This is a genomic window from Kitasatospora sp. NPDC054795 (assembly GCF_053611565.1).
Genome location: NZ_JBSHAP010000175.1, coordinates 1 through 14,455 on the forward strand (window position 1 = coordinate 1; position 14,455 = coordinate 14,455).

Sequence of the window (14,455 nt, forward strand, 5' to 3'; positions counted from 1 at the left end):
CCCGGATCCTCGCCGTGGATCCGGGGCCGGGGTCCGCACACCCGTCGGGGTGTGCGGAGTCCGGGGGCGCACCGTCCCTGGGCGCCCCCGGAGTCAGGGGTGGGCGTCAGAGCGGACGGGCCGCCAGCTCGCGGGCGGCGCGGGCGCAGTCGCGCGCGATCCGGTCCTCGTCGACGGTGGCCAGGCGCCCCTTCTCGACCACCGCGTTGCCGTTGACGAAGAGCACCGACAGCGGCGGGAGCGCCCCGAAGGTGAGCGCGGCGACCGGGTCGGCGATGGACGAGTGCATGATCCCGTCGATCTTCCACAACGCCAGGTCGGCGAGCTTGCCGGCCTCGATCGAGCCGATCTCGTCCTGCCGGCCGAGCACCCGGGCGCCGCCCATGGTGCCCAGGCGCAGCGCCTGCCGCCCGGTCAGCGCGGTGGGGGAGCCGTGCAGGCGGTTGATCAGCAGCGCGTTGCGCAGCTCCGTGCCCAGCTCGCCGGATTCGTTGGAGGCGGTGCCGTCGACGCCGAGCCCGACCGGGACGCCGGCCCGGAGCATGTCGGGCACCCGGGCGATGCCGGCCGCCAGGCGGGCGTTGGAGGACGGGCAGTGGGCGACGCCGGTGCCGGTCTCGGCGAACTTGGCGATGTCGGAGTCGTTCATGTGCACGCAGTGCGCCATCCAGACGTCCTCGCCGAGCCAGCCCACCGACTGGAAGTAGTCGGTCGGCCCCATGCCGAACAGCTCCTTGCAGAACTGTTCCTCCTCGGCCGTCTCCGAGCCGTGGGTGTGCAGCCGGACACCCTTGCGGCGGGCGAGTTCGGCGGACTTCCGGAGCAGGTCGGTGGAGACGGAGAAAGGGGAGCAGGGCGCGATGGCGATGTGCAGCATCGAGCCGAAGGAGGAGTCGTGGTAGCGGTCCACGGCGGCCTCGGAGGCGGTCAGGATGTCGTCCAGCTCCTCGACCGCGTGGTCCGGCGGCAGTCCGCCGTCCTTCTGGGAGCGGTCCATCGAGCCGCGCAGCGCGGTGAAGCGCAGGCCGAGTTCCCGGACGGCCTCGATGGAGGCGCCGAGGACGTCGCCGCCACCCTTCGGGAAGACGTAGTGGTGGTCGGAGGCCGTGGTGCAGCCGGACTTGAGCAGTGCGGCGGCGGAGCCCTGGGCGGCGGCGTGCACGAGCCTCTCGTCGATCCGGGCCCAGGTCGGGTAGAGGGCGACCAGCCAGTCGAACAGGATGTCGTCCTGGGCCAGGCCGCGGGTGATCCACTGGTAGAAGTGGTGGTGGGTGTTGACCAGGCCGGGGGTGATCAGGTGGCCCTCGCCGTTGATCCGGCGCACCACGTTGTCCAGCCACGCGGGGGCGGGGCCGTCGCCCACCGTCTCGATGGTGTTGCCGAGGACGACCACGTGGCCGCGGGCGTACTCGGTGTCGTTCGCGTCCACGGTGGCGATCGCGGCGTTCTCGATCACGATCCGCCGGTCGGCGGGCGGGGGCTGGACTGCCATGGTGTGACTCCTTGGGGAGGGCCGGGGAGGGCCGGGGAGGGCGCGCACCGCACGGTGCACGCCTCTCCCGGGCCGGTCAGGACGGTGTCGCCGTCGGTACCGTCGGTACCGTCGCGCCGGGGGCCTGGTCGGACCCGGGCCGGCGGGCGGCTCCGACGTGGTGGAAGAGCAGGTTGAGCAGGACGGCCATCACGCAGCCGGCCGAGATCCCCGAGTGCATCAGGGTCCGGACGGCCTCCGGGAAGGAGTCGTAGAACGTCGGCACGGCGATCGGGATGATGCCGACACCGAGCGAGACCGACACCAGGATGGTGTGCGAGCCGGACTCCATGCCCGCCTCCGCGAGGGTGCGGATGCCGCTGGCCGCGACCGTGCCGAAGAGCACGATCCCGGCGCCGCCGAGGACGGGCTGCGGAACCAGGGAGACGACCGAGCCCAGCACGGGGAACAGCCCCAGCAGGACCAGGATGCCTCCGCCGGCCGCGACCACGAAGCGGCTGCGGATCTTCGTGAGTGCCACCAGCCCGATGTTCTGGGCGAAGGCGCTGGCGGCGAAGCCGTTGAGGACGGGACTGAGCGCGGTGGCCAGACCGTCGGCCCGCAGGCCGGCGGCGAGGGTGGGTTCGTCGGCCTCGCGATCGACGATCCTGCCGAGGGCGAGCATGTCGGCGGTGGACTCGGTCATCGCGACCACCATGACGACGCACATCGAGACGATCGCGGCGGCGTCGAACAGGGGCGCGCCGAAGTGGAACGGCGAGGGGAGCGCGAAGACCTTCGCGTCCCGGACCGCGCCGAAGTCGGCCAGCCCCAGCGGGAAGGCGATCAGGGTGCCGAGCGCCAGACCGATGAGCAGGGACAGCTGCTGCCAGAAACCGCGCAGCAGCCGGTTGCAGAGCACCACCGCGACGAGGGTGACCGCGGCGAGGCCGACGGCCCGCGTGGAGCCGTACCCGGGGGCGCCCGGCGAGCCGCCGCGCGCCCAGTTGACCGCTACCGGAAGCAGGGACACCCCGATGAGGGTGATCACGGTGCCCTGGACGACCGGAGGGAAGAACCGGATGAGCTTGCAGAAGTACGGCGCCGCGAGGAAGCACAGCAGCCCCGCGACGATCACCGCTCCGAAGATCACCGGGAGGGCGTCCTTCGGTCCGCCCGTCTTCTCGATGGAGCCCTTCGCTATGGCGATCATGGGCGCGACGCCGGCGAAGGAGACGCCGTTCACGAACGGCAGCCGAGCGCCGATCCGCCAGATGCCGAGCGTCTGGAGGAGGGTGGCCAGTCCGGCGGTGAACAGGCTGGCCGAGATGAGCAGGGCGAGTTCGGCGGGGGAGAGCCCGACGCCGGCGCCGACGATGAGCGGGGGTGCGACGACTCCCGCGTACATCGCGGCGACGTGCTGCAGTCCGGTGGAGAACAGCTTCACCGGGGGCAGCAACTCGTCCACGGGGTGGGTCCCGGGCCGGGGCGGCCCGCCGGGGAGGTGGTCCGCCGCGCCGTCCGGGCCGTGCGTTCCCGCCGAGGTGGAACCGCCGTCTGTACTGCTGGTGCTGCTGGGTGCCATGTCGAGCCCCTCTTGTGCCCGTGGCTCCCGGCGCGCCCGTGGCGCTGGAGTGCGGCTTGTGCCGATGTGACCGAGGACGGGACGGCGGTGCAAGGATCCCTCGGCCGGCCTCTCCAGTGCCCCGGGCCGGCCGCCGCGAGGCAGGCACGAACTCCGGTGGGTGGGGGTGGGGGTGGAGAAACCGCTGGTGCGGACGGAACCGCTGGAGCGGATGGAACGGCTGGTGCGGGTCGAACGGCTGGTGCGGATGGAACGGCTGCTGCGGGTGGAACCGCAGGAGCGGTTGCCGTGGATGGAGCGGTCCGCCCGCACCCGACCGGTCCGTGGGGGCCGGAGGGTGCGGCGATTTCCGGGCGGCGTCCACCGGGTGGGGGAGGTCAGGCGACCGGGATGACCGGGACGACGCCCTCGCGGTGCACGGTGCCCTCGATCAGGCCGTACATGCGGTCCGCGGCGAAGTAGACCTCGTTGTCGTTCTTGAGGCCGAACGGTTCCAGGTCGACCAGGAAGTGGTGCTTGTTCGGCAGTTCGAGGCGGACCTCGTCCACCTCGGCGCGGTTGTTGAGGACCCGGGTGCCCATCGCGTGCAGGGTCTGCTGCAGCGAGTAGGAGTAGGTCTCGGCGAAAGCCTCCAGCAGGTGCCGCCTCACCTGGGTGTAGGAGCGGTTCCAGTGGGGCTGGGCCTCGCCGTCCTTCCCGCTGTAGCCGAACTTCCAGCGGGCGGTGACCTGGGTGGCGAGGATGCGGTCGTACGCCTCCTGGAGGGTGGTGTAGCCGTCCTTGATGTAGCCCCAGAACTCCGAGTTGGTGGAGTTCATGACGACGAGGTCCTTCAGACCGGAGACGACCTGTATGGACTCCCCGTCGTAGACGATCTCGCTGGTGCGGACCTCCTGGCCGCTGCGGACGAAGGAGTGGCCCACCTCCTCCGAGCCGATGAAGCGGGCCGAGCTGTCCGGCGTGCTGATCCGGTCCCAGGCGTACTCCTCGATCCGGATCCGGGCGCTGTGCACGACGCCGCGCTCGGTGTCGTCGACGAAGTGGCGTGCCAGGAGGATGCCGAACGCCTCGGCCGACTCGATGCCGTGCTCCTTGGCGAAGGCGTAGACGGTGTTCTTGGTGGTGTCGGTGGGGAGGCAGTTGGCGTTGGACCCGGTGAGGTGGACGTCCTCGAACTCGCCGCGGAGCGAGACCGAGACGTTCAGGTCCTTGATCTCGTGCCGGGAGGAGTCGCGGTGGATCCGGACGATGCGGTTCTCCGCCTTGCCGTACTGGTTCTGGCCGAGCACGTGGGCCATGACGTGGCTCCTAAGCTTTTCAAGGTCGGTTCACTAGCTTCCGCGGTAGACCGAGTATCCGAACGGGTTGAGCAGCAGCGGCACGTGGTAGTGGTGCTGTTCGGGCGCGACCGTGAAGACGATCGAGACCTCGGGGAAGAACGGCGGTTCGGCGGACTTGAGCGCGTGGTACGCGCCGGTGCCGAAGAGCAGCCGGACGACCGAGCCCGCCTCCACGGCCGGCAGGTCCGCGACCCGGCCGTCGGAGTCCGTGGCGGAGGTGCCGAGCACCTGCCAGCCACCCTCGGTGTGCAGTGCGAGCTCGACCGGGACGCCTTCGGCCGGTCGGCCGAGGCTGGTGTCGAGCACGTGGGTGGAGATGCCGGTCATGGGTGAAGTGGCCTTACTGATCGCAGAGGTGATGATGCGTCAGATTTCCGTTGTGGAATTCCCGAAAGGGTTCGGTGCGACAGTACGTGACGGAACGTCAGAAAGTGTCGAGCAGGCGGTCGAGTCGGATGTCGTTGATCTTGCGCAGCTCCTCACGGACGGTCTCCGCCTCGGCGGCCGCGTCGCTGGGGAGGCGCTCACGCAGGGCGGCGAGCATGCCGACCGCGGTGCGGCCGGTCGCGCAGATCAGGAACACGTGGCCGAACTTGGCCTCGTAGGCGGCGTTGGCCGCGCTCAGTTCGTCGAGGACCGCCTGCTCCACACCCCGGATCCCGGCCTGTTCGCGCTCGGAGGTGGCGTCGCCCGCCACGGGCGTGCCGATCCGGGCGTGTCCGGCCATCGCGTCGTGCAGGTCCTCGGTCGTCAGTGACGCCATGGCCGCCGCGTTGGCGGCGAGCAGGGCCTCGCGGTCGGACCACGGCCCGGCCGCGGCGACCGCGGCGGCCCAGTGGGGACTGGAGCACACCTCCAGCAGGATCTCTTCCAGCTCCGCGGCGTCGGCCGCGGCCAGGGCGTCAAGGGCGTGGGGGTGGTTGGTCACGGGTGGACCTCCTGAAGAGTGGTGCCACCCGGAAAAGCTAGATCGGCCCCACCCGGCCGTCAACACTTTGTTGAACTGTTGGTGGTTACGTTTTGAACCGGGCCGCGATGCCGGGCCCTTTCGTGTGCGATTCGCCAAGTGTGCCCCGCCGCAGGCCGATCCACTCCTGCCGGGCCGGCGGGGTCACCCGTTCGGAAGTCCCCGGGGCGGGGGCCCGCACGTGCCCCGGACGGCGTCGAACCGGGGCGTCGAGCCGGGGCGTCAGGAGGGCTTCGCGCCGTCCTGGCGGTTCAGGTAGTTGTACACGGTGAAGCGGCTGACGCCCAGGGCGGAGGCGACGGTCTCCACGCCGTGGCGGACGGTGAAGGCGCCGCGCTCCTCCAGCAGGGCGACGACCCGCTGCTTCTCCAGTCGGTCGAGCTCGGCCAGCGGGCGGCCGTCGAACTGGCGGGTCATCTCGGTGAGCAGCCGGTCCAGCGCGCTGCCCAGGTGGGGCAGTCGGACGGCCAGGGCCGGGACGCCTTCCCACTCCAGGACCACGTCGTCGGGCTTCGCCTCGTCCAGGGGGACGGGCGTCGCGCCGATCGCGGCCAGCAGCGGCTTCACCGCCGCGGCGAGCGGGTGTTCCACGTTCTCGGTCACGGCGTACCGTCCTCCTCGCCCAGCACGCTGACCTGGACCGAGATCCGGGTCGCCCCGGCGTCCAGGGTCTCCCTGAGCAGCTTGGTCACCGCCGCGAGGATCTGCTCGGCCCCGCCCTCGGCGCCGGTGCCGAAGGGGCCGACCGACACGGCCAGGCCGGCCTCGTCGACGACCTTGCGGGCCGCCGCGGCGTGCTCCGGGAACGTGTCCAGTTCGAACGGTTCTGTCGTGAACTCCACCATCAATCGCACGGGGTCACTGTAGCGAGCGGGGGTGCGGGCGGGCAGGGCCCGGGTGATCGAACGGTCCGGCCCCGGGGGCGGCATGGCCGCGAGACGGCTTCAACAAATTGTTGCGACTCCCTTGACACTCGCTCGGCGGGCCGGAGATGCTTCCACCACACAGAATCCCCCTTCCGTATCGTGGAAGTTGCGGATGAAGGAAGAGAGAAGCGAGGTGAGCGACGTGACGGCGGCAGCCCAGCACGGCTTCACGGTCAACCTGTCGATCCTGTTCGGCGAACTGCCGCTCCTGGAGCGCCCCGCCGCGGCCGCCGCGGCCGGCTTCACGGCCGCCGAACTGTGGTGGCCCTTCGGGGCGGAACACGACCCCTCGCAGGCCGAACTGGACGCGCTGCGCAAGGCGTTCACCGACGCCGGCGTACGGCTCACCGGCCTGAACCTCCTGGACGACCTGAGCCTGGGCGCCCGCGGCACCGTCTCGGTGCCGTCCGAGCGGGACCGCTTCCGCGCCAACCTCCCGGTCGCCGCGGAGCTCGCCGCCTCGCTCGGGGCCACCGCGCTCAACGCGCTGTACGGCAACCGGGCCGAGGGCGTCGACCCGGCCGAGCAGGACGCGCTCGCGCTGGAGCACCTGGTGCTCGCCGCGCGGGCCGCGCACGGGATCGGCGCGATCCTGCTCGTCGAGGCCCTGAACAAGGACGAGTCGCCGCACTACCCGCTGGTCTCGGCCGCCGCCGCCGTCGAGGTCGTCGACAAGGTCAACGCCGCCACCGGCCTCGGGAACGCCAGGTTCCTCTGCGACCTGTACCACCTGGCCAGGAACGGCGAGGACCTGCCGGCGGTCATCGACGCGTACGCCGACCGGATCGGCCACGTGCAGATCGCCGACCAGCCGGGCCGCAACGAGCCCGGCACCGGCGACCTGGACTTCGAGGACCTCTTCGCCAGGCTCACGGCCGCGGGCTACCGCGGTTCGATCGGCCTGGAGTACCGCCCCTCCACCGGCGTCAGCGCCGACAGCTTCGGGTGGCTGCCGCGCGAACTGCGCGCCGTCAGGTAGCCGAAGCCGCACGGCGGAGCCGATCGGAGCCGCCGCGCCGCATGCCGCCGACGTGCCCGCCGCCGAGCCGTGTGCCGCCGAGCCGTGTGCCGCCGACCCGCGCGGCGTCGCCGGGCCGCGCCGCCGACCCACCCGACCTCCCACCCGCACACGTAAGGAACTCGACGCGATGAGCCGCAAGATCGCCTTCATCGGCCTCGGCATCATGGGCAGCCCGATGGCCGCCAACCTGGTCAGGGCCGGCCACCACGTCACCGGCTTCAACCTCACCCGGCCGCCGATCGACGTCCTGGTCGCGGCCGGCGGCCACGGTGCCACCAGCATCGCGGACGCGGTGAAGGGCGCCGAGGTGGTCATCACCATGGTCCCGGCCGACCCGCAGGTCGAGCAGGTCGTCCTGGGCGAGGGCGGGGTGCTGGAGAACGCCGCGCCCGGCACCCTGGTGATCGACATGTCCTCGATCACCCCGCAGACCTCGATCAAGGTCGAGGCCGCCGCCGGGGAGAAGGGCGTCCGCACCCTGGACGCCCCCGTCTCCGGCGGCGAGGCGGGCGCCGTCGAGGCCGTCCTGTCGATCATGGTCGGCGGCGCCGCCGAGGACTTCGCCGAGGCCCGGCCGCTGTTCGACGCGCTGGGCACCACGGTCGTCCACGTCGGCCCGGCCGGCGCCGGTCAGACCGTCAAGGCCGCCAACCAGCTGATCGTCGCGGCCAACATCCAGGTGCTCGCCGAGGCCGTCGTGTTCCTGGAGAACGCCGGCGTCGACCTGGCGGCCGCGCTGGACGTGCTCGGCGGCGGACTGGCCGGCTCCACGGTGCTCAACCGAAAGAAGGCGAACATGCTGAACCACGAGTTCGCCCCCGGTTTCCGGATCGACCTGCACCACAAGGACATGGGCATCGTCACCGACGCCGCCCGCGCCGTGGGCGCCGCGCTGCCGGTCGGCGCCGTGGTGGCCCAGCTGGTCGCCTCCGCCCGGGCCAGCGGCGACGGCTCGCTCGACCACTCGGCGCTCCTGCGCGGCGTCGAGCGGCTCTCCGGGCGCGGGGCCGCACAGGGCGGGTCCGACCGGCCCTGATCCCCGGGGGCTCCCGCGCGGAGCCCCCGGCCCGAGCTCCTCCTGGCGGCGTGTACCCATTCCGGTCGTGCCCGCGCCGCCAGGAGGCCAGGCCCGGCCGGCGTGCGGGCCGGGGCTCATCCGCCCGCCCGCCGGTCGCTCCGAGCCGGTGACGCGTACGTCCCCTGGGGGCACTTCGGTCGTGCCCGGTACGCGTCGCCGGGCCTCCTCCCCGCCGAGGGGAGCCCCCGAACATCGGAAGCGGGACGGGGGAGACGGCGGGGAGGGGCGCACCCCTCCGGACCGCCCCTCCGGACCGCCCCTCCGGACCGCCCCATCCGGGCTGATGCCCCCGGACCGTCCCGATCGGACCCCCGCCGGGGCGGCCCGCCGGCCGCCCCGGCCCGGGCACTGGCCCCCCGGGACACCCGGGCCCATGCTGGACGCACACCGCAGAGCCACCGCCAGACCCGTACGGAAGCGAGGACCGCGCCATGCCCGCCATCCCCCACCAGGGCCATGTGGTCGTCGCCCCCGACAAGTTCAAGGGCAGCCTGGAGGGCGCCGAGGCGGCGGCCCGGATCGCCGCCGGCATCCGGCGTGCCGCGCCCGGCACCGAGGTGCGCGAACTGCCCGTCGCCGACGGCGGGGAGGGTACCCTGGCCGCCGCGCTCGCGGCCGGGTTCAGTCGGGTCCCGGCCAAGGTGGCCGGCCCGACCGGCCTGCCGGTGGACGCCGCGCTGGCCGTCCGGGACGACACCGCCGTGGTCGAGCTGGCGCAGGCCTCCGGCCTCGCCCGGCTGCCCGGCGGCCGCGCCGCCCCGCTGACGGCAGGGTCCTACGGGGTCGGCCAGTTGATCGCCAGGGCGGTGTCGCTCGGCGTCGAGCGGATCGTGCTGGGCCTGGGCGGCAGCGCCGGTACGGACGGCGGCGCCGGCATGGTGCAGGCGCTCGGGGTGCGGCTGCTCGACGCCGCCGGCGTCGAACTGCCGCCCGGCGGCGCCGCGTTGCGCCGGCTCGCGGAGATCGACCTCGGCCCGCTGGCCGAGGCCCTGGGCGGGGTCGAGGTCGTGGTGGCCTGCGACGTGGACAACCCGCTGCTCGGCCCGCGCGGCGCCCCGGCCGTCTACGGCCCGCAGAAGGGCGCCGACGGAGAGGACCTGGTGGTGCTGGAGGAGGGGCTGACCCGGTTCGCCGACCTGGTGGCCGAGGCCACCGGGCGGGACCTCCGGGAGGCGCCCGGCGCCGGCGCCGCGGGCGGGGTGGGCTTCGCCGCCCTGGCCCTGCTCGGCGCCACCATGCGCCCGGGCATCGAGCTGCTGCTCGACCTGTTGGGTTTCGACGGGGCCGTGCGTGGGGCACGCCTCGTCGTGACCGGGGAGGGCTGCCTGGACGCGCAGACGCTCCACGGCAAGGCCCCCGCCGGAGTCGCCGCCGCGGCCGCCCGGGCGGGGGTTCGGGTGGCCGCCGTGGCGGGCCGGCTGGAGCTCTCCGAGCCCGAGTGGCGGGCTGCCGGTTTCACCGCCGCGATCGCCCTGACGGACCTGGCCGAGCGGCCGGGGGAGAGCATGACCAGGGCAGGCGAGCTGGCCGAACTCGCGGGGGAGCGGCTGGCCGGCGAGCTGCTGCCGGGCTGAACCCCGGCACGTACCGGACCGTCCCGCGGGCCCGGGCCCCGCACGTCCGACCATTGACGTTTTGTTGAAGGCGGGCCTAGGCTCCCGGCAATCCTTCGCCTCCACCCTGCTCCACCACCCTCGACTCCCAGGTTTCGGAGGTCCCCCATGCCTTTCGGCCAGCCCACGGTGATCCGCTCCCGCCGGGCGGTCCTGCCCGACGGCGAGCGCCCCGCGGACGTGCTGATCCAGGGCGGGAGGATCGCCCGCACGGCCCCGCACGGTTCGCTGGCGGCCGCCGGGGGCGAGCTCGTCGACCTCGGCGACACCGCCCTGCTGCCCGGCCTGGTCGACACCCACGTGCACGTCAACGAGCCCGGCCGCACCGAGTGGGAGGGCTTCGCCACCGCCACCCGGGCCGCCGCGGCCGGCGGCGTCACCACGATCATCGACATGCCGCTCAACTCGATCCCGCCCACCACCACGGTGGCGGGGCTGGTGCTCAAGCGGAAGACCGCCGAGGGCCAGGCCTGGGTCGACCTCGGCTTCTGGGGCGGCGCCGTCCCCGGCAACGTCGCCGACCTCGAACCGCTGTACCGGGAGGGCGTGTTCGGTTTCAAGAGCTTCCTCGCCCCCTCCGGAGTGGACGAGTTCCCGCACGTCGAGGCCGCGGACCTGGAGGCGGCGCTGGCGGAGCAGGCCCGGATCGGGGCACTGGCGATCATCCACGCCGAGGATCCGGCCGTGCTCGCCGCCGCCCCGCAGCAACCCGGCGTCCACTACCGGGACTTCCTGGCCTCCCGGCCCGCCGGCGCGGAGACCGCGGCGGTCGCCCGGCTGCTCGACGCGGCCCGGCGCACCGGCGCCCGGGTGCACGTCCTGCACGTCTCCTCCGCCGCCGTCCTGCCGCTGCTGAGGCAGGCCCGCGAGGACGGCGTACGGGTGACCGCCGAGACCTGTCCGCACTACCTGACGCTCGCGGCCGAGCAGGTGCCGGACGGCGACACCGCCTTCAAGTGCTGTCCGCCGATACGCGACGAGTCCAACCGGGACGCGCTCTGGGAGGCCCTGGCGAACGGCGAGTTCATCGCCGTCGTCTCCGACCACTCGCCGTCCACCCCCGACCTCAAGCTGCTGCCCGAGTACGGCGGCAGCGGCGACTTCGCGGCCGCCTGGGGTGGCATCGCCTCGCTCCAGCTCGGCCTGCCGGCCGTCTGGACCGAGGCCCGCCGCCGCGGCCGCACCCTGTCCGACGTGGTGCGCTGGATGTCCGCCGGACCGGCCGAACTGGTCGGTCTCACCGGCACCAAGGGCGCCATCGCCGCCGGTCACGACGCGGACCTGGTCGCCTTCGACCCCGAGGGCGGATTCGCCGTCCGGGCGAGCGGGCTGCACCACCGCAACCCGGTGACCCCCTACGCCGGCCGGACCCTCACCGGCGCGGTGCGCACCACCTGGCTGCGCGGCCGCGAAGTGGACCCCGCGGCCCGCCCCTTCGGCCGGCAGCTCGCCCGGCCCCGATCCCGTCCCACCACCACCCCGCCCGTACGCGCCTAAAGGAGAGTCAGTGACCACTGCCGACACCCCGAGTGCTCCCTTCACCGAGCTGGTCAACCTGGCCTCCCGACTGCTCGGCGCGGGCGTCGTCGCCACCAACGAGGACACCTTCGCGGACGCCGAGAACCTGCTGGTCGCCAAGCCGGCCGAGTTCCGCCCGCACACCTTCGGCCACAAGGGCCAGATCATGGACGGCTGGGAGTCCAAGCGCCGCCGCGGGGTCTCCGCCGAGCAGCCGCACCCCACCGACGAGGACCACGACTGGACGATCGTGCGGCTCGGCGTCGCCGGGGTGGTCCACGGCGTGATCGTGGACACCGCCCACTTCACCGGCAACTATCCGGAGTCCGCCTCGGTCGAGGCCGCGTCCGTCCCCGGCCACCCCTCGCCCGAGGAACTCCGGGGCGCCGAGTGGACCACGATCGTGCCGCGCACCGCGCTGAGCGGCGACACCGCCCACGAGTTCGCCGTCGCGGACGGCACCCGTTACACCCATGTGCGGCTGAACATCTTCCCGGACGGCGGCGTCGCCCGGCTGCGGGTGCACGGCGAGGTGCTGCCCGACCCGCGCGAACTGGACGGCCTCACCTTCGACCTGGCCGCCCAGGAGTACGGCGGTGTGGCCGAGGCGGCGTCCGACCGCTACTTCTCCTCCCCGCACAACCTGAACGCTCCCGGCCGTGCCTCCGTCATGGGCGACGGCTGGGAGACCCGGCGTCGGCGCGACAAGGCCAACGACTGGGTGCAGATCGCCCTGGCCGGGGGCGGTGAGGTCCTGGCCGCCGAAGTGGACACCTCCTGCTTCGTCGCCAATGCCCCCGGCTGGGCCGACCTGATCGGCTTCGACGCCTCGACCGGGGCGGACCCGGCCGACGGCGAGTGGTTCGAACTCCTGCCCCGCACAAGGCTCCAGCCCGACACCCGGCACCGCTTCCGGCTCGACGCCGGCCGCCCGGTGACCCACGTACGCATCAACGTCCACCCGGACGGCGGCCTGGCCCGCCTCCGGCTCACCGGCCGCCTCACCGGGGCCGGCCGCGCGGCCCTCGCGCTGCGCTGGTTCAACGCCCTCCCGGCCGCCGAGGCCGTCGCGGCCCTCACCGGGGCCGGTGCCGTCGCGCAGGAGGCCGCCGCGCTGACCGCCGCCCGTCCCGCGGCCGACCCGGTGACGGCCGCGAACGTCGTCCGGAGCCTGTTCGGCGGCTGACGACCCGTCGGACCTCCCGCCCCGGAATCCGTGGAAACCGTCCGGAGCGGGATCTGACGATACGTCACCCATTTCTCCGCGCACCGCCCTTATCGACACCCGAAGGACCCTCCATGCCCAAGATCCTGACCACGGAGTCCGGTGCCCCGGTCGCCGACAACCAGAACTCGGCCTCGGCCGGCGCGTACGGCCCGCTGCTGATCCAGGACCAGCAACTGCTGGAGAAGCTGGCCCGGTTCAACCGCGAACGGATCCCGGAGCGCGTCGTGCACGCCCGCGGCTCCGGCGCGTACGGCTACTTCGAGGTCACCGACGAGGTCGCGCGGTACACCCGGGCGGGCTTCCTCTCCGAGGTCGGCAGGCGCACCGAGGTCTTCCTGCGCTTCTCCACCGTGGCCGGCAACCTGGGCTCCGGCGACGCGGTGCGCGACCCGCGCGGCTTCGCGGTGAAGTTCTACACCGAGGACGGCAATTACGACCTCGTCGGCAACAACACGCCGGTGTTCTTCATCAAGGACCCGGTCAAGTTCCCGGACTTCATCCACTCGCAGAAGCGCGACCCGTACACCGGCGTGCAGGAGGCGGACAACGTCTGGGACTTCTGGGCCCACTCGCCGGCCTCGACCCACCAGATCACCTGGCTGTTCGGCGACCGCGGCATCCCGGCCTCGTACCGCCACATGAACGGCTACGGCTCCCACACCTACCAGTGGGTCAACGCCGACGGGGACGCCTACTGGGTGAAGTACCACTTCAGGACCAACCAGGGCATCCGCTGCCTGGACGGCGGCCAGGCCGCCGAGGTCGTCGGCGGCGACGCCGACTCGCACCAGCGCGACCTCCACCAGGCCATCGAGCGCGGGGTGTTCCCGTCCTGGACCCTCCACGTCCAGCTGATGCCGGTCGCCGACGCCGCGGACTACCGCTTCAACCCCTTCGACCTCACCAAGGTCTGGCCGCACGCCGACTACCCGCTGGTCAAGGTCGGCCGACTGGTCCTCAACAGGAACCCGGAGAACGTCTTCGCCGAGGTCGAGCAGGCCGCGTTCTCGCCGAACAACTTCGTGCCCGGCATCGGCCCGTCCCCGGACAAGATGCTCCAGGGCCGCCTGTTCGCCTACGCGGACGCCCAGCGCTACCGCCTCGGCGTCAACCACACCCAGCTGCCGGTGAACGCCCCGCGCGCCACCGAGGCCGCCAACTACGGCCGGGACGGCCTGATGGCCGTCAACGGCGCCGGTCGCGGCAGGAACTACGAGCCCAACTCGTACGGCGGGCCCACCCAGACCGGCGCCGCGCTGTCCGCGCCGGTCGAGGTGGCGGGGCGCACCGGCACCTGCGCCACCCCGGCGCACGCCAAGGACGACGACTTCTTCCAGGCCGGCGAGCTGTACCGGCTGATGTCGGCCGGCGAGAGGTCCCGTCTGATCGACAACCTCGCGGGCTCCCTGGCGCAGGTCTCGCGGGACGACGTGGTGGAGCGCAACCTCGCCCACTTCCGCGCCGCGGACGAGGAGTTCGGCGCCCGGCTGGCCGCCGCCGTCACCACCTTGCGGGAGGGCGACGGGGGCTGAGCACCGGCGGCGGGCCGACCCACCATCCGCACCACCGTTCCCACGGCCGCCGGGCCCGCACCCGGCGGCCCCGCGGGCGGGCCCCTCCCCCCTGGGCGGGGGGGGAGGGGCCCCCCGCGTCGTCCCAAGTCGGGCGGGGGGGCGCCACGGGTTGTGCACGGATATGCACGGACGGC

Annotated in this window: 13 protein-coding genes; 6 read left to right on the forward strand and 7 right to left on the reverse strand. The window is 73.2% G+C overall.

The window, feature by feature from the left end; genetic code table 11:
- Window positions 1-106: 106 nt before the first annotated feature.
- The 7 genes from ACWGJO_RS37735 to ACWGJO_RS37765 all read right to left on the reverse strand — a co-directional run bounded on the left by ACWGJO_RS37735 (window position 107) and on the right by ACWGJO_RS37765 (window position 6,217).
- A complete protein-coding gene (locus ACWGJO_RS37735; RefSeq protein WP_452190167.1) occupies window positions 107-1,492 on the reverse strand; it encodes an 8-oxoguanine deaminase in 1,386 nt (461 codons plus the stop codon).
- A 76-nt stretch (window positions 1,493-1,568) separates the two neighbouring features.
- Window positions 1,569-3,056 (reverse strand): nucleobase:cation symporter-2 family protein, encoded by a 1,488-nt coding sequence (locus ACWGJO_RS37740; RefSeq protein WP_452190168.1) that lies wholly within the window; start codon window positions 3,054-3,056, stop codon window positions 1,569-1,571.
- Window positions 3,057-3,433: 377 nt separating this feature from the next.
- On the reverse strand, window positions 3,434-4,354 hold the full coding sequence (pucL, locus tag ACWGJO_RS37745) for a factor-independent urate hydroxylase (protein ID WP_452190169.1): 921 nt from the start codon (window positions 4,352-4,354) through the stop codon (window positions 3,434-3,436).
- Window positions 4,355-4,387: 33 nt separating this feature from the next.
- Complete coding sequence (gene uraH / locus ACWGJO_RS37750) at window positions 4,388-4,723, reverse strand: hydroxyisourate hydrolase (protein ID WP_359911797.1); 336 nt, start codon at window positions 4,721-4,723, stop codon at window positions 4,388-4,390.
- Window positions 4,724-4,820: 97 nt separating this feature from the next.
- Complete coding sequence (gene uraD / locus ACWGJO_RS37755; RefSeq protein WP_452190170.1) at window positions 4,821-5,324, reverse strand: 2-oxo-4-hydroxy-4-carboxy-5-ureidoimidazoline decarboxylase; 504 nt, start codon at window positions 5,322-5,324, stop codon at window positions 4,821-4,823.
- Between the two features lie 261 nt (window positions 5,325-5,585).
- A complete protein-coding gene (locus ACWGJO_RS37760) occupies window positions 5,586-5,966 on the reverse strand; it encodes a helix-turn-helix domain-containing protein (protein ID WP_452190171.1) in 381 nt (126 codons plus the stop codon).
- Window positions 5,963-6,217, reverse strand: coding sequence for a thiamine-binding protein (locus ACWGJO_RS37765; protein WP_452190172.1), 255 nt, complete (start codon window positions 6,215-6,217; stop codon window positions 5,963-5,965). The genes ACWGJO_RS37760 and ACWGJO_RS37765 overlap by 4 nt, the downstream gene beginning before the upstream one ends.
- 184 nt (window positions 6,218-6,401) lie before the next feature.
- On the opposite strand from ACWGJO_RS37765, the gene ACWGJO_RS37770 reads away from it, so the two are divergent.
- The 6 genes from ACWGJO_RS37770 to ACWGJO_RS37795 all read left to right on the forward strand — a co-directional run bounded on the left by ACWGJO_RS37770 (window position 6,402) and on the right by ACWGJO_RS37795 (window position 14,279).
- Entirely contained in the window at window positions 6,402-7,268 is an 867-nt protein-coding gene (locus ACWGJO_RS37770) for a TIM barrel protein (RefSeq protein ID WP_452190173.1), read from the forward strand.
- A 169-nt stretch (window positions 7,269-7,437) separates the two neighbouring features.
- Window positions 7,438-8,346, forward strand: a complete 909-nt coding sequence (locus ACWGJO_RS37775) for a 2-hydroxy-3-oxopropionate reductase (protein ID WP_452190174.1) — start codon at window positions 7,438-7,440, stop codon at window positions 8,344-8,346.
- Window positions 8,347-8,819: 473 nt separating this feature from the next.
- A complete protein-coding gene (locus ACWGJO_RS37780; RefSeq protein ID WP_452190175.1) occupies window positions 8,820-9,962 on the forward strand; it encodes a glycerate kinase in 1,143 nt (380 codons plus the stop codon).
- Between the two features lie 147 nt (window positions 9,963-10,109).
- A complete protein-coding gene (allB, locus tag ACWGJO_RS37785) occupies window positions 10,110-11,498 on the forward strand; it encodes an allantoinase AllB (protein ID WP_452190176.1) in 1,389 nt (462 codons plus the stop codon).
- Between the two features lie 10 nt (window positions 11,499-11,508).
- Window positions 11,509-12,705, forward strand: coding sequence for an allantoicase (gene alc / locus ACWGJO_RS37790; RefSeq protein WP_452190177.1), 1,197 nt, complete (start codon window positions 11,509-11,511; stop codon window positions 12,703-12,705).
- A 113-nt stretch (window positions 12,706-12,818) separates the two neighbouring features.
- The gene (locus tag ACWGJO_RS37795) at window positions 12,819-14,279 is read left to right on the forward strand and encodes a catalase (protein ID WP_452190178.1); all 1,461 of its coding nucleotides are present in this window, start codon (window positions 12,819-12,821) and stop codon (window positions 14,277-14,279) included.
- The last annotated feature ends 176 nt before the right edge of the window (window positions 14,280-14,455 follow it).